This window comes from Flavobacterium sp. 28YEA47A (assembly GCF_041262125.1).
Lineage (GTDB): Bacteria > Bacteroidota > Bacteroidia > Flavobacteriales > Flavobacteriaceae > Flavobacterium.
Genome location: NZ_JBGCCI010000005.1, coordinates 140,707 through 161,173 on the forward strand (window position 1 = coordinate 140,707; position 20,467 = coordinate 161,173).

A 20,467-nucleotide genomic window follows, 5' to 3' on the forward strand; every position below is an offset into this window, starting at 1 on the left:
AATGAGATATTTTGTTGTAGCGCTACTGTTCATCAGTCAGATTGCCTTTTCGCAGCTTCGTGAACCTAAATTAACTTTAGATAGAACCAAAGAAACAATCTGGGTTGACAGCATCTATAATAAAATGACGATGCAGGAAAGAATAGGACAGCTTTTTATGGTTGCGGCCTATTCTAATAAAGATAGCGTTCACTTTAATGCTATTGATAAACTTATCAGAGACCAATATATTGGAGGAGTAATTTTCTTTCAGGGCGGACCTGTACGTCAGGCAAGATTAACCAATCGTTTCCAATCAAAATCTAAAGTGCCACTTTTTGTAGGTATTGATGCAGAATGGGGATTGGCTATGCGTTTGGATTCCGTCATCCGTTATCCTTGGAACATGACTCTTGGAGCCATCCAGGACATGAAATTAATTGAAAAAGTTGGTGAAAAATACGGGCAGCAGAGCAGAAGAATGGGCATACAGTTCAATTTTGCTCCTGTTTTGGATATCAATACCAATCCTAAAAATCCAATTATAGGCAATCGTTCGTTTGGTGAAGATAAAATTAACGTAACCGAAAGAGCGCTCGCTTTGATGAAAGGTATCCAAGATCAGGGTGTTTTCGCAACCGGAAAACATTTCCCGGGACATGGTGATACGGAAACCGATTCACACCATACGCTGCCAATGCTTAATTTTACAAGACAGCGAATTAACGACATCGAATTTTATCCTTACAAAAAATTATTCCGTGAAGGTCTTGCCAGCGTTATGGTAGCCCACTTAAATGTTCCAAGTCTGGAGCCAAGAGAAAACTATCCTACATCGCTTTCTTATAATGTAGTGACTAATATCTTGCAGAACGAGCTTCATTTTAAAGGACTTATTTTTACGGATGCTCTGAATATGAAAGGAGCGACAAATTTTAAACAGCCGGGCGACATCGATTTGGAAGCCTTTAAAGCAGGGAATGATATTTTGCTTTTTGCAGAAAATGTTCCTTTGGCTTTAGAGAAAATTTGTGTTGCCATCCAGGACACTGTCATTTCAGAAAAAAGACTGGAACAATCTGTAAAGAAAATATTGAGATATAAATACATGGCCGGATTGAATAATTACAAACCGATTGATATTCCGTATTTGTATGATGACCTGAATAATTCCGATGCACAAGCTTTGCAATATCAATTATATGAAAATGCGATAACGGTCTTAAAAAATGAAAACGAAATCTTGCCGATCAAAGATGTAGCTAATGAAAAAATAGCCTATGTAAAGCTGGGCGATGATACCAATACTTCTTTTTTGAATACGTTGCGACAGTATGCCGAGGTCACAGAAGTTCAAAATGACAGCTTACATCTGATGATTGAAGACTTGAAAAAATATACAACCGTAATCATTGGATATCATAAAGCCGACGGAGCCTGGAAAAAGCATGATTTTACAGTAGATGAATTGGTCAAAATTCAGGAAATAGCTAAAAACAATAAGGTAATCCTTGATATTTTTACAAAACCATATTCCCTGATTCCGATAAATTCTTTCAGTGATATTGAAGGATTGGTTGTTTCGTATCAGAATAGTGAGGTAGCACAGAATGTTTCAGCCCAGCTTATTTTTGGAGCAATCGAATCTAAAGGAAAACTCCCGGTTTCAATAGGAACTGCCTTTAAGGTAAATGACGGATTAAAGACAAAAAAACTCAACCGTCTTGGTTTTACTGCTGCAGAGAATGTTGGCATGAGTTCTAAAACATTGGCAAGAATTGATCTTATAGCCAATAATGCGATCGAAAGACAAATGACGCCTGGAATACAGGTTCTTGTAGCAAGAAAAGGAAAAGTCGTATATCAGAAATCGTACGGTTATCATGACTATAAAAATGAAATAAAAGTTAAGAATTCGGATATATACGATGTAGCTTCTTTGACAAAAATAGTTTCTACTTTGCCAGATGTAATGCAGCTTTATGACCAGAAAAAGTTTACTCTTGATACCAAATTAGGAACGATGCTTCCGGTTTTTGAAAATACCGACAAAAAGAACATCACATTTAAAGAATTGCTATCGCATTATGCCCGACTTCAGGCGTGGATTCCTTTTTATCAGGCTACGCTAAATGCAGACAAAAAGCCTAGTGATAAATACTATAAAAATAGACTGACTCCGGAATTTTCGTTGCAAGTAGCCGAGAACTTATTCTTGAGAAATGATTATGAAGATACTATCATCAAGAAAATAGCCGAGAGCAAGCTGTTGCCAAAAAAGGAATACAAATACAGTGATTTTACATTTATAATCTTGAAGGAATATCTTGAAAAAGAAACAGGAAAAAAACTAGATGTTTTATCTGAGGAAAATTTCTATAAAAAACTAGGAGCGAATAGTACAACATACAACCCGTTGAGAAAATTTGACATGAGTGTCATTCCGCCTACAGAAGAAGATAAATATTTTAGATACCAAACCATTCAAGGATATGTGCATGATATGGCAGCAGCTATGCAGGACGGAGTAGGAGGCCATGCAGGAATCTTTTCGAATACAATAGATTTGGCTAAAATTATGCAGATGTATCTCCAAAAAGGAAATTATGGAGGAGTGCAGTTTTTTAGTCCTGCTACATTTGATGCTTTTAATACCTGCTATTTTTGCAAAGAAGGAAACAGAAGAGCTCTAGGTTTTGACAAACCGCAATTGCCGGGCACACCAGGTCCAACATGCGGCTGTACTTCAAAATCGAGTTTTGGACATACCGGATTTACCGGAACAATGGCTTGGGCCGATCCAGAGGAAGAACTTATTTATATTTTCCTATCTAACAGAACCTACCCGGATTCAAATGCGCCAAATACTTTATCGAAAGAGAATGTTCGTGAGAATATCCAGAAAGTAATTTACGATGCAATAGAAAAGTAGGAGTTTAACCAAACCAAAGAATATCATGCAGTCAACAGCAAAAAATCCGCAAGAATATTTAGACAATCTTCCTGAAGAAAGAAAAGAAGCTGTCAATAAATTAAGGAATGTTATTCTGGAAAAACTTCCAAAAGGCTTTGAAGAGAACATAAACTATGGAATGCTTTGCTATTGCGTACCATTTTCATTATACCCGGACGGATATCATTGTAATCCTGAAATCCCCTTGCCATTTCTAAGCCTTGCATCGCAGAAAAACTTTATAGCATTGTATCATATGGGAATTTATGCCGATCCAAAATTGCTGGATTGGTTTGTAAACGAATATCCAAAACATTCCAAGCTAAAACTCGACATGGGGAAAAGCTGTATCCGCTTTAAAAAAATGGATCAGATTCCTTATGAACTAATAGGAGAACTGCTTGGAAAAATCTCACCTGAAAAATGGATTGAGATATACGAAAGAGAGTTTAGGAAGCAAAACGCAAAATAATAAAAAGCCAATCTTATTTAAAGATTGGCTTTTTTTAAAACTAAAACAAACCTCGCTTTTAAAATCATATTCTTGATATTATTTTATCAGCTCGATCTACATTACTTTAATGAGATACAAAAGATTCATGGAGGTTGCGTATCATTTTACCAAAAAGATACATTTAACTTATTTTTTATGATAAATCTAAGTTGGATTTCTATGAAAATGGTCTGGTCGTTCTCAAGATTGTACAAGCGTTAATTTTAATGAAAATTCAGTTTTGCCTTACTTTTTTGAGTATTTTCGTTACTCATTTTAGGAGTAATTATGAAAATTGCAATTGTTTGCTACCCAACCTTTGGAGGTAGCGGCGTAGTCGCCACAGAATTAGGTCTTGAATTAGCCAGAAGAGGACACGAAATACATTTCATCACTTATAGCCAGCCTGTGAGATTGGCACTTTTGAATCCAAATATTCACTATCACGAAGTCAACGTTCCCGAATATCCGCTATTTCATTTCCAACCGTATGAATTAGCCCTTTCCAGTAAGCTGGTGGATATGGTCAAGCTGCATAAAATTGAATTGCTTCACGTTCATTATGCCATTCCACACGCTTATGCAGGATATATGGCAAAGCAGATGTTGAAACATGAAGGTATAAAAATCCCAATGGTAACAACACTTCACGGAACCGATATTACCTTAGTGGGAAGCCATCCTTTTTATAAGCCGGCAGTAACATTCAGTATTAATAAATCCGATATAGTTACCTCGGTTTCACAGAGTTTGAAAGATGAAACCTATAAGCTTTTTGATATTAAAAAAGACATAGAAGTAATTCCGAATTTTATTGAAATCAACAAAAACCGACTGGATGAGAATGCGCCTTGTCAAAGAGCTTTGATGGCATCTAAAGAAGAAAGGATCATAACCCATATCAGTAACTTCAGAGCTATCAAAAGAATTCCTGATGTTGTAAAAGTTTTTTATAAAATTCAACAAGAAATACCGGCTAAGTTGATGATGGTTGGTGAAGGTCCGGAAAAAGAGAAAGCAGAAATTCTGTGTGAAGAGCTGGGAATCAGTGATAAGGTGATTTTCTTTGGCAACAGTAACGATATTGATAAAATATTGTGTTACACAGATTTATTTTTGCTTCCGTCAGAAACAGAAAGTTTTGGTCTGGCGGCTTTAGAAGCAATGGCTTGTGGTGTTCCTGTTATTTCAAGTAATTCCGGCGGACTACCTGAAGTTAATTTTAGCGGAATTTCAGGATATTTGAGCAATGTAGGTGATGTTGACGATATGGCAAAAAATGCGTTATCAATTTTGGCAAATGATGAAGAATTGAGTAAATTTAAACAAAATGCCCTGAATGTGGCAAAACAGTTTGATATCTTAAACATCATGCCTTTGTATGAAGCCATTTATGAGAAGGCATTAAAAAACAAGTAATTATGAAAAAACTAATCTTGATGCCGTTTGTTTTTCTGCTGTTTTGTTGCAGCAGTACGAAAAAAGCAGCTGATCAAAAACCTGCAGAAGTGAAAAAAAATCAACAAACTGCCTTGTATCAGATTTTAAGTGAATCTGCTTACCAAGGTAAGGAGGTAAAGTCCTATGAAATCATAAAAGACAAAGCGTCATTAGAAAAACTATACGAAGCTATAAATGATCCCCAGATACCTAAAATTGATTTTTCAAAAGAAAGAATTGTCGCATTATTTATGGGACAAAAAAATACAGGAGGTTATGCAATTAAGGTCAAAAACGTTACAGAAAAAGGAGGGAAGATTTATGTTGATGTCAAGGAAAGCAGTCCCGGTTCTGGTGATATTGTAACTATGGCTTTAACAAATCCTTTTACCATAGTCAAAATCAATTCAACAAAAGAAATCATATTCCAATAAAAAAAAACATCCCGGATATCCGGGATGTTTCTTTTATAGCTATATCTGTTTTTAGAAAGTGTAACGGATACCTAACGCGATGTCTGGTCCAAAACTATTGTCTCTAAACTCGTCATGGTTGAAATACAACTCAGGTCTGAAATCTAAAGATAGCATCAAAGGAATATCAAATTTATATTCGATACCGATATCACCGGCAACAAAGAAAAACGTACCGCTGTCATCTGCTCCTCTGTAGTCATAGCTCCAGGTACCAAGACCACCACCAACACCGGCATACCAGTTAAAGCCTCCTTCAATGTTCCATACCCATTGGTATAAACCAGTCAATTTGATTGCATCAACATGGTTGCTATCTCTCCAACCTAAGTCTACTTCTAGACGATTGTTGCTTGACAAACCTCTTTGATAGGAAATCTCACCACCAAAACCATCATTGTCTCCAAGACGTAATCCCAATGCATTTTTTGAAATTTCTTGGGCTTGCATACTGAATGCCATCCCTGCTAGCATAAAAGCTGATAAAAACAATTTTTTCATAAAATTTAATTTAGAGTTTTATACAAGGTAGCAATAATATTGCCAAAAAATGTTAAATTATAGTTTTTATAACACAAAAAAGGTGACAAATTTTATAAATTACTGATAATCAAATAAAAAATGAACTCGTTTTTTTGACTTTATTTTGTGACAAAGAAGCTTGTCATTAACTTTTCAGTCAATTTTGTTTCCATTTCGTGGTAATCTTCTTCAATAATTTCCTCATTTTCGGAATGGCGGTATAATTTCCAACGTCTTTTATTGTATTCCAAAGCGGTCAGATTTTCAACCCAATCACCGGAATTAAGATATACAGTTTTTCCTTTTTTGTTTGTCTGATTTAATATCTTAGGTTCGTGAATATGACCACAGACAACATAATTGTATTTGTTTTCAATAGCCAGATCTATGGCTGCCGTTTCAAAATCCGATATAAATTTGATGGCAGATTTAACACCCGACTTTATTTTTTTTGAGAAAGAATAAGGCTCTTTGCCCATTTTTTTTAAGCACCAGTTAATAAAGCGGTTAAGCAATATCAGATAATCATAACCAATACCGCCAAGCTTGGCAATCCATTTTGCGTGATGAACGGAAGAATCAAAAACGTCACCATGAAAGAACCAGGCCTTTTCACCATCTAAATCTAAAACTAGCTTATCGACGATAGAAAAATTACCAACTTTTGAATCGCTGAATTTACGTAACATCTCATCGTGATTTCCTGTAATATAGTAGACCTGAGTGCCTTTTGAAGTAAAATCTAAAATTTTCCGGATTACTTTTAGATGGGATTTTGGGAAGTACGATTTTCGGAACTGCCAGATGTCGATAATGTCTCCGTTTAAGATTAAGATTTTGGGCTTAATGGAGCAAAGATAATTGTGAAGTTCTTTAGCATGGCAACCAAAGGTACCCAGATGCACATCTGAGATTACTACTAAATCAACAACTCTCTTTTTCAATTTATTGTGCTTTAAAAGTTTAACAAATAAATAAAAGATACGTGACATAATACTTATGAGAATGTTAACATATAGTGATGATATAATTAAGTCTAAATCTTGTGCATAATCCCTACATTTGCGTTAAAATGAAATAAAATGGCAGGAAATAGTTTTGGAAATCTATTTAGACTTACAACTTTTGGTGAGTCACATGGTGAGGCTTTAGGAGGAATAATTGATGGTTGCCCATCGGGAATTACTTTAGATTTTGATGCGATCCGTTTTGAAATGTCACGAAGAAAACCCGGTCAGTCAGCTATTGTAACACAGCGAAAAGAAGATGATGAAGTGCAATTTTTGTCTGGAATCTTTGAAGGAAAAACAACAGGCACACCTATCGGATTTATTATACCTAATACCAACCAGAAATCAGATGACTATTCTCATATTAAGGACAGTTACAGGCCTAGCCACGCTGATTATGTATATGAACAAAAATACGGAGTCAGAGATTACAGAGGCGGCGGCAGAAGTTCGGCTAGAGAGACGGCTAGTAGAGTAGCGGCGGGAGCCATTGCAAAACAGGTAATTCCAACAATAAAAATTAATGCATTTGTTTCTTCTGTAGGGGATATCTTTATTGATAAGCCTTACCAAGCATTGGATTTTTCTAAAATAGAAAGCAATCCGGTACGTTGTCCTGATGAAGCTACGGCAAAAAAGATGGAAGATTATATAAAGGAAATACGAAAACAAGGCGATACGGTTGGTGGAACCATAACTTGCGTAATTCAAAATGTTCCGATTGGTTTGGGTGAACCGGTTTTTGATAAACTTCATGCTGAATTGGGCAAAGCAATGCTGTCTATAAACGCAGTAAAGGGTTTTGAATATGGAAGCGGCTTTTGCGGTGCAAAAATGAAAGGAAGTGAACATAACGACCTATATAATTCGGATGGTACTACAAAATCTAATCTTTCCGGAGGTATACAAGGCGGAATTAGTAATGGAATGGATATTTATTTCAGGGTTGCCTTTAAGCCTGTGGCTACGATAATGCAAAAACAAGAAACTTTGGATGTACATGGCAATATTGTAGAAATGCAGGGAAGAGGAAGACATGATCCTTGTGTTGTTCCAAGAGCTGTACCTATAGTAGAAGCGATGGCGGCATTGGTTTTGGCAGATTATTATATCCTTGGTAAAAAACAATTAACATTGCATTTAAAGGATGATTTTAATAAATAAAAATGAAAATAAATTAAATATAAGTTTTTTGAAAATTATCAAAAACTGATTTTTTACTGATAATTTTGAAGAAGTCATTAAGTTTTTAACGTAATGGCTTTTTTTATTCATATATAATCTATTACATTTGTGAGTAAATAAAAAAAACTTAATCTTATGAAAAAAATTTTACTATTATCTCTTACGGTACTTGGATTCAACCAAGCAGTAAAGAGTCAAATTGTTTTCCAAGAAAATTGGGATGGAGCAGGGCCTGGAATTGCAGGATGGACACTTTATAATGTGGACAACAAAACTCCAAATGCTGCTGTAAGCTTTGTTAATGCTGCCTGGATTTCTACTGGCGAAGAATTTGACAATAAAGTTGCGATGAGCACCTCTTATTACACACCAGTAGGAGCTTCAAATGACTGGTTGGTTTCTCCTTCAATTGCTATTCCTGCAGGGTCGAGCAGATTGTATTGGGATGCTAAAGCTTATGATGCGACCTATAGAGATTCTTACAAGGTTTTCATTTCTACTACCGGAAATGCAGTCGCAAACTTTACTACCCAGTTATTTGTTCAAGGTAATGGTACAACTGGTACATCGGGTGAAAATACTGACTGGACAAGAAGATTTGTTGATTTAACAGCTTATGCTGGCCAAAATGTGTATATCGCTTTCCAAAACTTCTCAAACGATATGTTCCTTCTTGCCATAGATAACATACACGTAGTTAATAATCTTACATGTGCAGCTCCTGAAAGAGTTATTACAAATGTTATTAATCCTACAAGTGCAACAATAAGCTGGACTGCAGTTGCTGGCGCAACAGGTTATGATATAGCAGTTGGTGCTCCTGGATTTACGCCAACAGTTACAGGTACTTCTGCTACAAATTCATATACAACAACTACACCGCTAACACCAAATACCAGATATCAATATTATGTTAGAAATTCATGTGGCAGTATATGGGTAGGCCCGTTTTCTTTCTTTACGCCAAATAGTTTGCCTTATACTTATGGTTTTGAAACTTCAGCTGCAAGCGGAGGTTATAATGTAGATGGATGGTCTGGGGCATTCTCATTAAATAATACAGCCGGTGCTGCTTTTTATGCAGATGGTGTGCAAATGTCATTCAGTAACTCTTCTACTACAGCTGCTACTAACAGATGGTTGTTTTCAAGACCAATTAGCTTATCAGCAGGTGAACAGGTTACCCTTAAATTTTCTACACGTTCAACAAGTTCTACAATAAATAATACGTTATTGGCAAAAATTGGAAATGCTCCTACGGCCACTGCTCAAACTACGACCTTATCTACTGTTACCGTTGTAGGTCTTACATTTGTAGAAACGACAGCAACCTATACGGCTCCTTCAGCTGGTGTGTATTATTTCTCTTTTAATCATAATAATGCTGCTACTCCTACTGGGGCAACATCAATAGTTCTGGATAAAATTGTTATGACTTCAGTATTGAGTACTAATGAATTCTTAGCTTCTAAATTATCTGTATATCCAAATCCATCAAATGGTATCGTAAACATTTCTAGTGATTCAAATGTTTTATTAAATAACCTTACTATTACAGATTTGAATGGCCGTACAGTTAAAACTGCTAATTTAAATGGAGATTCTTCTGCACAAGTTAACATTTCTGATTTGGCTGCAGGTGTTTATATGATGAACATTAACTCTGACCAAGGATCAATAACTAAAAAGATTATTAAAAACTAAAATTTAGTTAACTTTTTATTAAAGCCATTAATTTTAACTTAATGGCTTTTTTTATTTGTGCACAAAAACCTACATTTGCAATAACTAAAAAACTTTATATTATGAAAAAACAATTACTTTTTGCAGGACTTTTATTTGGTTCTGTTTTTAGTGTAAATGCACAATTATTGCAATCTGAGAACTTTAACTCTTTGACTATTGGAAATGTTGGGACTGATTTAACAGGTGCTACAGCTGGTCAAGGAGGATTATTTACTTTTAGCGATGCAGGAGGAACAAATGGTGCAAATTCAAATTATCAAATTGTTGCTGATAATGCTACTCAAGGAAATGTCCTTCAAATTATAGGATCGAATGCAGCAACTGGTAACCGATTTGTTTGGAAAAACGGATTAGATGCATCTTGGACTTCAAGAACTAGTGGAAACAATGTTATTGAATTGGAATTTTCTTTCTTTTCTGGTGCAGCAACTACTAGTAAATCAGTATTAAGACCACTTATTTTTACTGCTGATGGAACAGTTATTGGAGGATTTAACTTTAATATGAGTACCAAAAAGCTAGATGGTTTTGCTTATGGTGATTTCAATCAGACAGGTACTCCAGGGAACTATACAATCAGTTTGGCTACAGGAGGTTTATCTGTACCTGCTAACACATGGATTAGAGTAGGATTTGCATATGATTCAACTACAGGTACATTTACATGGGTAAGTAATGATCTTGATGTTGGTGGAACTATTGATGGTGCACCTGGATATGTTCCAGCTGAATTTGATGTAGTTGTTATTGCAGGAACAGCAAATACCGTAGCTTCAACTTTTAGATTTGATGATTTTACAGTAAGAGCTACTGCTGTTGAGAATTTATTGTCTACAAATAAAGTTGAAGCAAACAAATTCTCTGTTTATCCTAACCCATCTAATGGTTTAGTTAACATTTCTAACGATTTGAATTCTACTTTAAGTTCAGTTAGCTTTTCTGATTTGAATGGACGTACAATTAAGACCGTTAAATTGAATGGAGATTCTTCTGCTCAAGTTAACATTTCTGAATTAGCAGCTGGTGTTTACATGATGAACATTAGTTCTGATCAAGGAACAATAACTAAAAAGATTATCAAAAACTAATTAGTTTTTAAGATAAAAAAGAAAAAGCCAAACTTTTAAGTTTGGCTTTTTTTATTATAAAAATTTTGCTTTTAATTCAGGTGTAGGAATCATACAGGCATCTTTTTTTCCATACCATTTGTATCGGTTTCGGGCAATATAATCGTATACGGCATTGGTTAAAAAATCAGGGAGTATAGAAAACCAACTGATTGCTGTATATATGCCGCCCAATTCTTTGGCAATTTTTAAAGCAGCCTGAGCTTTGTAGTAATAAGCCTTGCCTGGTTCATACAAGAGAATTGAATCGATCTTAGCAGTATCAATACCAATATGGTTTATTATCTCCAGACCAATTTCTGATTGTAATGCTACAAACCGGAAAATATCTTTTTTATCATGCTTGATGATAAATTGTATGGAAGAATCGCAGAGATTGCAGACTCCGTCAAACAAAATTATCTTTTTATCTAGGGGCAAATTAATCATACTTATAATTATTTTTTTGCTTCTACCAGCTCTAAAGTTTCTAAATTCACTTTCGAAGTAAAGATACCATAATTAACCGTGACCTTGTTCTTCTCGATTTTGTCAATTGTTCCGATGGCTTTTCCGTCAACCAATCTAACACGATCACCAAGTTTTAAAACAGGTTTTGGTTTATTTGCTTCTTGCTTGATAGCTTTGATTTTCTTTTCTTTTTTCTCTTCTCGAATTTCCTCTACTTTAGCCGTAACTTCCTTGATTACTTCTTTCTGGACAATTTCTTTAGCCTTTTTTTCTTTAGCGGTTAATTTTTTTCGCTTAGAATTTTCAATTTCAATCATTTTCAGGAATTCTCCTATAAGTTCCTTTTTATTTTTGTTGTTGAAATATTTTTCAGAAATATCATCCAACTTTTGTCCCATATAGATCAAACGCTGATTGGCATCATATAATTCCTGATAGCGTTCCAGTTTGTCTTGAATTTTGGAATTGATAGACTCCATTTTTTTGCTTTCTTCCCGAGCTTTGCTTTCTTCTTCTTTTAAATTTTGTGACGTTTTTTCAAGTTTAGAACGTTCCTTTTGAAGTGTTGCAATAGTTTTATCAAAACGTACTTTTCCTCCTTCTATTTTTTTCTTGGCACGGTTAATCAGTCCGAAAGGAATACCGTTTTTTTGAGCGACTTCAAAAGTAAAAGAACTTCCGGCTTGTCCCAACATCAGCTTGTACATAGGTTCTAATGATTTTTCGTCAAATAACATATTTGCATTAGAAGCATAAGGCAGTTCATTTGCCAACATTTTTAAGTTGGAGTAGTGCGTGGTAATAATTCCAAATGCTTCCCTATGGTAAAACTCTTCCAAAAAGGTTTCGGCTAAGGCACCTCCCAATTCCGGATCTGAACCTGTACCAAATTCATCAATAAGAAACAATGTCTTGGCATTGCACTTTTTAAGGAAATAGTTCATGTTTTTTAAACGGTAGCTATAGGTACTCAGGTGATTTTCAATAGATTGATTGTCTCCTATGTCTGTCAGTATACGGTCAAATAAGAAAGTTTCGCTACGTTCATGCACAGGAATAAGCATGCCGCTTTGCAACATTAGTTGTAGCAGTCCTACTGTTTTTAAGGAAATTGTTTTTCCTCCGGCGTTAGGTCCAGAAATTACAATGATTCTGCTTTCGTTGGTCAATTCTATAGTCTGAGGGAAAGTAATCTCGTTCTTTTTCTTATTGTTGAGATAAAGAATAGGATGATAGGCTTCCCTGAAATACATTCTTTTTTCGTCGGTTATAGTGGGCAAAATACCATTAATTCTGTTGGCATATTTTGCTTTCCCGGCAATCACATCAATATCGCTCAGAAACTCCTGATACGTTTTCAGCAGGTCTAAAAACGGACGTATATCGTTTGTTAACTGCTTTAAAATTCGTGTAATTTCTTCCTTTTCTTCATATTCCAGATTGCTCAGTTCTCTTGAGAAACGCAAAGTAGCTTCTGGTTCAATATAGGTAATGCTTCCTGTTTTTGAATTTCCTAAAATTGTTCCTTTTACTTTACGCCTGTACATGGCCAGAACTGCCAATACGCGGCGGTTTTCTACGATACTTTCTTTGATATCGTCCAGATAGCCAAGTCCGTTGTATTGGCTCAATGCCATGCCAAAACTCTGATTGATTTTGCCACGAACCATATTCATATTTCTTCGGATATCAACAAGGGCAGGAGAAGCATTGTCTTTTATTTCACCGTATTTGTCTACGATTTCATCTATTTTCTGCGTGATGTACTTGGTATACTCTACTGTAGTGGCCTTTTCGCTTAATTTTGGATAATAGTCATTAAATTTTTTAAGGAAAAGCAACAATACATTGACAGTGTCTGAAATAGTAGCAATTTTTCGAAAGCTGCCTACTTCAAGAAAACTATCTTCTATGGCAAGAAATTTTATTTCATTGCTAATCGTTTCGAATCCATGATTAGGAATCGCATTATTATTTGTAAAGGAAGAAACATATTCGGACGTTTGTTGCAAAGCATCCATCAGCTCCTTTTTATGTTTAAAAGGCGTAATCTGAAGTGCCTTTTCCTTTCCGATTTCTGTGTTACAGATTTCTGAAATGGCTTGCAGCACGGTGTTAAATTCTAAATCTTGTAATGTTTTATCTGTAATATTGGTCATTTTATTTATAGCGGTTTTTATATACAAAAATACAAAAAACTAAGCTGCCGGGCTTGTCAAGTTTTTTGCTTAAATGAATTATTTTTTTAGTTTGTTTTTGGTTAAACTTTCCGAAATTTACGGCTGGAAAAAGAAGCTAAGGTGAAAAGGGATAAAGGTGCTAAGGTGAAAAAGTAAGAAAGTTGAAAGCCAGAAGCTCTTTTTTATAACCAAATTATTTTTTACCGTAAACTATCGACTATCCACTAAAAACTATCAATTTTAAAAACCATGCAAGTAAAAATACATCCTTCCTGGAAAGCCGTTTTATCAGAAGAATTTGAAAAACCTTATTTTCATCATCTCATTGATTTTGTAAAATCAGAATATATTCATCATATATGTTATCCGAAAGGAAGTCAGATTTTTTCTGCTTTTGATCATTGCCATTTTGACGATGTAAAAGTTGTCATTATCGGCCAGGACCCATATCACGGACCGAATCAGGCCAACGGATTGTGTTTTTCTGTTAATGACGGAATTCCTTTTCCTCCTTCCTTGTACAATATTTTTCGAGAAATCGAATCTGATCTAAGCAAGCCGCTACCAAAAACCGGAAATTTGGAGCGTTGGGCAGACCAAGGCGTTTTACTTTTAAATGCTACGCTAACTGTTCGAAAAGGTGAGGCGGGAAGTCACCAGAAAAAAGGCTGGGAGACTTTTACAGATGCCGTTATCCAAAAAGTTTCAGACGAAAGAGAACAAGTAGTTTTTTTACTTTGGGGCGGTTTTGCGCAAAACAAAAGATCACTAATTGATAGCTCTAAACATTTGATTCTTACTTCAGGCCATCCTTCACCATTAAGTGCCAACAGAGGACTTTGGTTTGGAAACAAACATTTTAGCAAAACGAACGAATACCTTAAATCTTTAGGTAGAAAAGAAATAGATTGGTAATATTCTTTCTATTGTACCGTAAAATTATAATATCCTGCTGTTAGATTGTTTGTGGTTGTCTGAATCGTAAGAAAAGTATTTTTGGAATTATTGTTATTCGATGACAATTCGAGACGAGATACTTCTGAAAGACCAAAAACAAGTCTGTATTCGCCAGTTTGGGATAATGGTATTCCGGCTCTGAATTTGTAATTTTGAGAAATTGGCTCATAAATACTTTCGGCAATCACAAAAAAATCGGCCACAGCATCACCCTGATCTTTGATTACATTTTGAATATCAATAGTTGTCCAAGTATTAGCTCCAGTCTTTTTCTCCAATCCATAGGCAAAACTAAAGGAAGCTCCTCCGGTTGTCTTGAAAATATCCAACGGAGTTGTCTGGTTTGGTTCGGGCTGGTATCTTGAAAAATTAGTGTTCAGCCAAAGGACATCGCCTACAGCATAACTGTTTTGGTGTTCAATCGTTATCAGGTTTGGAATAGAAGTATACTTTGAATTGTAGAATTCATCATCATTACCACAGCCTGTAACAGCTGCCATTCCAATTATTGCTAAAAATAATATCTTTATCGTTTTCATAGTAATTTTATTAGAATCTGTAGCCAAAATTCAATCCCACACGAGGAACGACTTCCGGGCTTTTGTCAGTATTGAAAAGATTTTTTCCCATTCCTAAGAATAATTCAAGGCCAAATTTTTCCTGAATATACAGTTTATATCCTAAAGCACCTCCAATAGCTACATCTGTATAATTGTCTTTAAAAGTGCCATAATAGCCATTTCCGGATTCGTCAACAAAACGCTGCAACTCTCTGTATTTTCCACCGTTTGCAGAAACAAATACTTCTGCAAAATAGAAACTTTTTTGGCTGTGGGATAAGGAATAGCGTACAAAGGGATTGACTTCATATTTAGGAAGCGTACGGTCATAGCCTTTGTCAAAATCGTCTTTGGCATCTTTGCTATCCTGAATACTACCACTAATACCTACAGAAAAATTCTCGTTTAGGAAACGTTCATAGCTGACATGGACTTTAGAAAATGCTATAACGGAAAGTACATCGAATTTTACTTCATTTTGTTTTCTTGCAAAGATGTTTGTACTTTCCTGTGCATTTGAGAACTGGAAAGCGAGCAGTGCTGCGAAAAGCCATTTTTTCATAGTTGTCTTTTTGTAAACTGATGTAAATATAGAAAAAGATTGGTTGGTTTAGATGATAGTTGATAGAGAATAGTTGATAGTGGATAGTTGGTTGAGGATAGTTGATAGTGGGTAGTTGATTTAGATAAACAGAAATCAAAAATCACAAATCCAAAATCATAAATCACAAATCCTAGTTTAGCGTTAGGGCGCCTAGAATTTCTTCAGACATAAAAGGGCCACCCGGATAAGTGGCGGTATAATCCAGGTTGAGCCAGATTTGGCCGCGTTCGTCAATATGATAATGGAGTTCTTTGCCTTTACTTTCCTGTTTGAACAATACTTCTTTAATAAGATAGTTGATTGCTTCGAGATCAGCCTTTTTGTTTCCGATAAGTACCTCAGGATAAATATGCCCGCCGGTATGGATAAGCCTTGGTGTTCCTCCAACAGCCCGTACGCAAGCAGCCATAAGGATAGCATGGTCATCACAATCGCCAGAAAAATGGATCAGGGATTCGGTAGCGCGGGCAATGTATTCCTTTCCTTTAGGATCACTTACATAATTCCAGCGACGCTGTATTTCCTTAAACACGGCAAAACTCTGTATTTGTCTGCGGTACTCGCTGTATCCTTTGACATTCCTGAAGTATTTGGTAGTAGCAAGCAAGGCAAAATTCCGAACTTTTGGATTGTCATATTCAATAGCGTTCAGGATTTTTGACTTGTTAGGGAATGGCAAAAGTTTTGAAATAATAATATCCTGTGGATTAGGATTTTCGGACATGCTATACACCATCGAACGGTAATCTTCAAAGACACTGTTAAAACCATAATTTCCAAAGAGACTTCCGTATATCAATGCAATCAGATACAGAGCAATACAAAGAATGATAATGGTTTTCATCAGTCTTAGAATCAACTGGATGATAACAACTACAAGAATGAAAAGAAGAATTCTGTCAATGTGGAAATACCAATTCGGGTCAATAATATTCTGGTGGATAATGATAAACACAGGAATAGCAATCAATATGTTCAATAAGAAAATAATGATATTGTCCCAAGGTTTTTTGACCTGGAGTTTCTCTTTTATTTTTTTGAAGCTTATGTTACCTTGTTTCTCCATATCAACCCAAAGGCCGGCTCAATCCTGTTAGATTTGCACTATATCTGCAAAAGTACCTTTTTTATCAATAATAGAAAGTTCTAACAGTTGATTTTGAACATTGTTTAACGTTTTGTTATCCAGTGATTTTTGTGACCATTCTGTTAAGGAAAGCCATTCCTGGATGTCCTCAATTTTTTGATTGTAACGGGACGATAATGTTTTGTCTATGCTAGGAATATCTTTGAATTCCTCTGTTGTTTGATTGATAATGTCCAGTATAGTTTTAATGATTTCCGGCTGTGTTTCCAGAATTTCATTTCGCACGGCAATTACAAAACATGGCCAGGGAGTAGGGCAGTCAGCAATTCTTCTGAATATTCCCTTATCAACGAAAGGTTTTGTCATAAAGCGCTCCCACATAAAATAATCTGCTGTTCCAGCTGTTAATGCTTCAACTGCACCATCAATGGTATTTATAATTTCAAACTGTAAATCTCCCGTTTTCCAGCCCTGATTGTGTGCATTGACATAAGCCATAAGCTGAGAACCGGAACCAATTCTGCTGATAGCTACCTTAGTTCTTTCCAGGTCGGAAAGGGTTTTGTATTTTGAAGCAGCGCCAACGTGAATTCCCCAAATAAGAGGTGATTGTACATAGACTTGTACAATCTTACTCGGATTTCCGGAAACAATATCTTTAATAATCCCTTCGGTCAGGATTACAGCTATATCCGTCTCGCCCTTACGAAGCATTTGGCATAGCTTGCCTGTTCCTTCAGGGACATCAGTCCATTGCAGATCAATGTTCTGTGCTTCAAATTCTCCATTTTCTATGCAAAGATGCCAAGGCAGGTTAAAATGTTCGGGCACTCCGGCAATTTTTATCGTTTTCATGATGAATAACGGTTTTGTATTTGTTTGATATGGTGTTCTAAGTGAGCAACATAGTCACTCATTAAGAATCTCAGGTTAATTATGGATTTATCGTTCAACTCAATTTCATAATGCAATGCTTCATTGTCGACGGATTTAAAAATCCTCAGAATTTGCTTGTTCAGCGAAAGCCAGAGCTGGATTAATTCCTTACTGTCTGTTGATTGATACTGGCCTATATTTACTAAATCTTCCTGGTTATATGTTCTGTATTGGTAGGGTTTAGGAGCATAATGTATTTCAGTAAACCGTACCAGATTGTGAACTGCTGAGTCAATCAAATGGCCTAGTATTTCTTTTTTAGACCATTTGTTGTCTCGTTTGAAATCTAAAACCTCTTCCTTTGTTTTATTAAAATAATCGAGATTTTCAACCAGCAGTTCTTCAAATTTAAGAATCACTTCTTGTAACATCAGGAATTATTTGCCAATTTATCTAACGTATAAGCAATCAATTCATCTACAGCCTTGTAAGGATCTTCACTGAAAGTGCCACTTGCACGGTTAGCTATAATAGCATTTAGCGATAAAGCATTGTGCCCAAGTAGTGCGGAAAGTCCATAAATAGCAGCCGTTTCCATTTCAAGATTGGTGATTCTGTTATCATTAAAATTAAAATTATCCATTTTCGCATTTAATTCCGGATCCTGGATTTCAAGACGCAAAACGCGGCCTTGTGGTCCGTAAAATCCGCCTGCCGTTGCTGTAATTCCTTTAAAGATTTTATCGCTTTCAATTAGTTTTTCTAGTTTTTCGCTGCAACGTACTACATAAGGTTTTCCTTTTCGGATATCCCAGTTTGTATGATGGAGGAAGGCTTCTTCTAAAGCATCATCGGTAATCGTATCAATTTTATAGGAACGGAGCATGTTATCTAATCCCAATCCGAATTTAGACATGACAAAGCTGTCTACCGGAATATCTTTCTGTAAAGAACCTGATGTTCCGATTCGTATGATGTTTAGGGAAGTCAGTTCTTCTTTTGGCTGACGTGTTTCCAGATTGATGTTGACAAGCGCATCCAATTCGTTAACTACAATGTCGATGTTGTCTGGGCCAATTCCGGTTGACATTACCGTAATTCTTTTTCCTTTAAAGATTCCGGTTTGTGTTTTAAATTCTCTTTTTTGAGTTGAAAATTCAATGGAGTCAAAAAACTGAGTGATTTTTTCAACTCTATTCTGGTCGCCTACGAATATGATGTCGTTTGCAATATGTTCTGGTTTTAAATTCAGGTGATAGACGCTGCCATCAGGGTTTAAGATTAATTCTGAAGATTGTATCATTTTTTTTGAGTTTCTATGCTTTATAGTGGCTAAGCCGCTGAGTGAAAAAGCCAGTTATTAAATTATTTTATTTGTAAGAGCTACGTTATCCGCCAACACGTTTTACCTTAAAGCCTTTTTCTTTAAGGATTGTCATTATCTTGTCGCGATAATCACCCTGTATGATAATTGAATCGTCTTTGAAGGTACCGCCTACACTTAATTTTGTTTTCAGTTCTTTGGCCAGAATCTTGAAATCGTCATCAGATCCGGTATAGCCTTCTATTATGGTAGTTGGCTTTCCTTTTCGTTTTTCGAACTTGCAGATCATCGGCTCAGCCTGGACCCAGAGCTCTTTTGGCTCGGTTTGAGTTTCTTCGATTTCTTCAGACGGTTCGTGGTCTGGGAAAAGCTTTTTTAATTGGTCATGTAAATCCATAACTGTTTAATTGGATTTTTTATTAAACGCAGTGTCGTTTACTACTATCTTAGTATTCTACAAAATCAAAAAGACATCAAGCAAAACTCAATGTCTTTCTAATAAAGTATAAATGTAAAACTTATTTTTTGATTAATCCCAAATCAACTAAACGTTCGTGCAGGAATTCTCCGGCAGAGATGTCTTCATATAATTTTGGATTTTCTTCATCGATACAGTTTTCAAGGCAGTCCAGACGCATATCGCTTACAGGGTGCATGAAGAATGGAATCGAATAACGAGAAGTTCCCCACAATTCTCTTGGAGGATTGACTACTTGGTGGATAGTAGATTTAAGTTTGTTATTGGTATGTCTTGAAAGCATATCGCCTACATTAATTACCAATTCGTCCGGTTCTGCAATAGCATCAATCCAGTCACCATTATGGTTTTGTACCTGAAGTCCACGGCCTTGAGCACCCATCAATAAAGTAATAAGGTTGATGTCGCCATGTGCTGCTGCACGGATAGCATTTTCCGGCTCTTGTGTAATTGGCGGATAGTGGATAGGACGTAATATGGAGTTTCCTTCTTCGGCATATTTGTCGAAATAGAATTCATCCAAACCTAAATGCAATGCCAATGCTCTCAATACATAAATTCCTGTTTTTTCCAGCATTTGGTAGGCATCTTTTCCTACTATATTAAAACGAGGTAATTCTTTTACCTCAACGTTGTCAGGATATTCTTTAGCCCATCTTGAGTCTTTGTCAACATACTGGCCAAAATGCCAGAATTCTTTCAAATCTCCCTCTTTTTTACCTTTAGCATGTTCTTTTCCAAAGGAAACATAACCACGCTGTCCACCAATACCAGGGATTTCATAACTGCTTTTGGTTTCTAGTGGCAGGGAGAAGAAATTTCTGATTTCGCCATACAACTCATCTACCAGTTTGTCATCTAAAAAATGACCTTTTAATGCTACGAAGCCTATGTCTTCGAAAGCTTTTCCGATTTCATTTACAAATTTTTGTTTACGTTTCGGGTCGTCCGAAAGGAAATCACGCAAGTCAACACTAGGAATATTTTGCATACTCTTTAAAAATATATGTTAATAACTTTGCT

General features: G+C 35.8%; 19 protein-coding genes and 1 pseudogene. 8 read left to right on the forward strand and 12 right to left on the reverse strand.

Features of this window, described 5'->3' with window-relative positions:
* Position 1: 1 nt before the first annotated feature.
* From ABH942_RS08760 to ABH942_RS08775, 4 genes are all read left to right on the forward strand, one after another.
* Positions 2-2,911, forward strand: a complete 2,910-nt coding sequence (locus ABH942_RS08760) for a glycoside hydrolase family 3 N-terminal domain-containing protein (protein ID WP_370031127.1) — start codon at positions 2-4, stop codon at positions 2,909-2,911.
* Between the two features lie 25 nt (positions 2,912-2,936).
* Positions 2,937-3,404, forward strand: a complete 468-nt coding sequence (locus ABH942_RS08765; RefSeq protein WP_370031129.1) for a DUF1801 domain-containing protein — start codon at positions 2,937-2,939, stop codon at positions 3,402-3,404.
* A gap of 309 nt (positions 3,405-3,713) precedes the next feature.
* Complete coding sequence (gene bshA / locus ABH942_RS08770; protein WP_370031131.1) at positions 3,714-4,844, forward strand: N-acetyl-alpha-D-glucosaminyl L-malate synthase BshA; 1,131 nt, start codon at positions 3,714-3,716, stop codon at positions 4,842-4,844.
* Between the two features lie 2 nt (positions 4,845-4,846).
* Positions 4,847-5,299 (forward strand): protease complex subunit PrcB family protein, encoded by a 453-nt coding sequence (locus ABH942_RS08775; protein WP_370031133.1) that lies wholly within the window; start codon positions 4,847-4,849, stop codon positions 5,297-5,299.
* Positions 5,300-5,350: 51 nt separating this feature from the next.
* Here ABH942_RS08775 and ABH942_RS08780 read toward each other — a convergent pair whose 3' ends face one another.
* Positions 5,351-5,839, reverse strand: a complete 489-nt coding sequence (locus tag ABH942_RS08780) for a hypothetical protein (protein WP_370031135.1) — start codon at positions 5,837-5,839, stop codon at positions 5,351-5,353.
* Between the two features lie 140 nt (positions 5,840-5,979).
* Positions 5,980-6,804, reverse strand: a complete 825-nt coding sequence (locus ABH942_RS08785) for a UDP-2,3-diacylglucosamine diphosphatase (protein ID WP_370031137.1) — start codon at positions 6,802-6,804, stop codon at positions 5,980-5,982.
* Positions 6,805-6,942: 138 nt separating this feature from the next.
* Here ABH942_RS08785 and aroC point away from each other — a divergent pair, with 138 nt between their 5' ends.
* The 3 genes from aroC (at position 6,943) to ABH942_RS08800 (ending at position 10,889) form a co-directional block, all read left to right on the forward strand.
* Entirely contained in the window at positions 6,943-8,034 is a 1,092-nt protein-coding gene (gene aroC / locus ABH942_RS08790) for a chorismate synthase (RefSeq protein ID WP_370031139.1), read from the forward strand.
* A 156-nt stretch (positions 8,035-8,190) separates the two neighbouring features.
* Entirely contained in the window at positions 8,191-9,759 is a 1,569-nt protein-coding gene (locus tag ABH942_RS08795) for a choice-of-anchor J domain-containing protein (RefSeq protein ID WP_370031142.1), read from the forward strand.
* A 101-nt stretch (positions 9,760-9,860) separates the two neighbouring features.
* Complete coding sequence (locus tag ABH942_RS08800) at positions 9,861-10,889, forward strand: T9SS type A sorting domain-containing protein (RefSeq protein WP_370031144.1); 1,029 nt, start codon at positions 9,861-9,863, stop codon at positions 10,887-10,889.
* Between the two features lie 117 nt (positions 10,890-11,006).
* On the opposite strand, the pseudogene ABH942_RS08805 reads toward ABH942_RS08800, so the two are convergent.
* Together ABH942_RS08805 and ABH942_RS08810 are read right to left on the reverse strand one after the other, a co-directional pair.
* Positions 11,007-11,357: pseudogene (locus ABH942_RS08805) on the reverse strand (thiol-disulfide oxidoreductase DCC family protein); the annotation flags it as partial.
* Between the two features lie 8 nt (positions 11,358-11,365).
* Positions 11,366-13,537: a DNA mismatch repair protein MutS gene (locus ABH942_RS08810; RefSeq protein WP_370031147.1), complete on the reverse strand. Its 2,172-nt coding sequence runs from the start codon at positions 13,535-13,537 to the stop codon at positions 11,366-11,368.
* A gap of 270 nt (positions 13,538-13,807) precedes the next feature.
* Between ABH942_RS08810 and ABH942_RS08815 the strand changes: the two genes are divergently transcribed.
* A complete protein-coding gene (locus ABH942_RS08815; RefSeq protein ID WP_370031149.1) occupies positions 13,808-14,473 on the forward strand; it encodes a uracil-DNA glycosylase in 666 nt (221 codons plus the stop codon).
* 8 nt (positions 14,474-14,481) lie between these two features.
* On the opposite strand, the gene ABH942_RS08820 is transcribed toward ABH942_RS08815, so the two are convergent.
* The 8 genes from ABH942_RS08820 to ABH942_RS08855 form a co-directional block, all read right to left on the reverse strand.
* On the reverse strand, positions 14,482-15,054 hold the full coding sequence (locus ABH942_RS08820) for a hypothetical protein (RefSeq protein WP_370031151.1): 573 nt from the start codon (positions 15,052-15,054) through the stop codon (positions 14,482-14,484).
* Positions 15,055-15,064: 10 nt separating this feature from the next.
* Positions 15,065-15,637: a DUF3575 domain-containing protein gene (locus tag ABH942_RS08825; protein WP_370031153.1), complete on the reverse strand. Its 573-nt coding sequence runs from the start codon at positions 15,635-15,637 to the stop codon at positions 15,065-15,067.
* Positions 15,638-15,809: 172 nt separating this feature from the next.
* Positions 15,810-16,745, reverse strand: a complete 936-nt coding sequence (locus ABH942_RS08830; RefSeq protein WP_370031154.1) for a transglutaminase — start codon at positions 16,743-16,745, stop codon at positions 15,810-15,812.
* Positions 16,746-16,772: 27 nt separating this feature from the next.
* A complete protein-coding gene (locus tag ABH942_RS08835) occupies positions 16,773-17,621 on the reverse strand; it encodes a substrate-binding domain-containing protein (protein WP_370031156.1) in 849 nt (282 codons plus the stop codon).
* Positions 17,618-18,073, reverse strand: a complete 456-nt coding sequence (locus tag ABH942_RS08840; RefSeq protein WP_370031158.1) for a DinB family protein — start codon at positions 18,071-18,073, stop codon at positions 17,618-17,620. Before ABH942_RS08840 ends, ABH942_RS08835 begins: the two co-directional genes overlap by 4 nt.
* Entirely contained in the window at positions 18,073-18,945 is an 873-nt protein-coding gene (locus tag ABH942_RS08845; protein WP_370031160.1) for a nucleoside phosphorylase, read from the reverse strand. The genes ABH942_RS08840 and ABH942_RS08845 overlap by 1 nt, the downstream gene beginning before the upstream one ends.
* Before the next feature lie 85 nt (positions 18,946-19,030).
* Complete coding sequence (locus ABH942_RS08850) at positions 19,031-19,363, reverse strand: translation initiation factor (protein ID WP_370031162.1); 333 nt, start codon at positions 19,361-19,363, stop codon at positions 19,031-19,033.
* 121 nt (positions 19,364-19,484) lie between these two features.
* Positions 19,485-20,435, reverse strand: coding sequence for an isopenicillin N synthase family dioxygenase (locus ABH942_RS08855; protein WP_370031164.1), 951 nt, complete (start codon positions 20,433-20,435; stop codon positions 19,485-19,487).
* Positions 20,436-20,467: the final 32 nt, after the last annotated feature.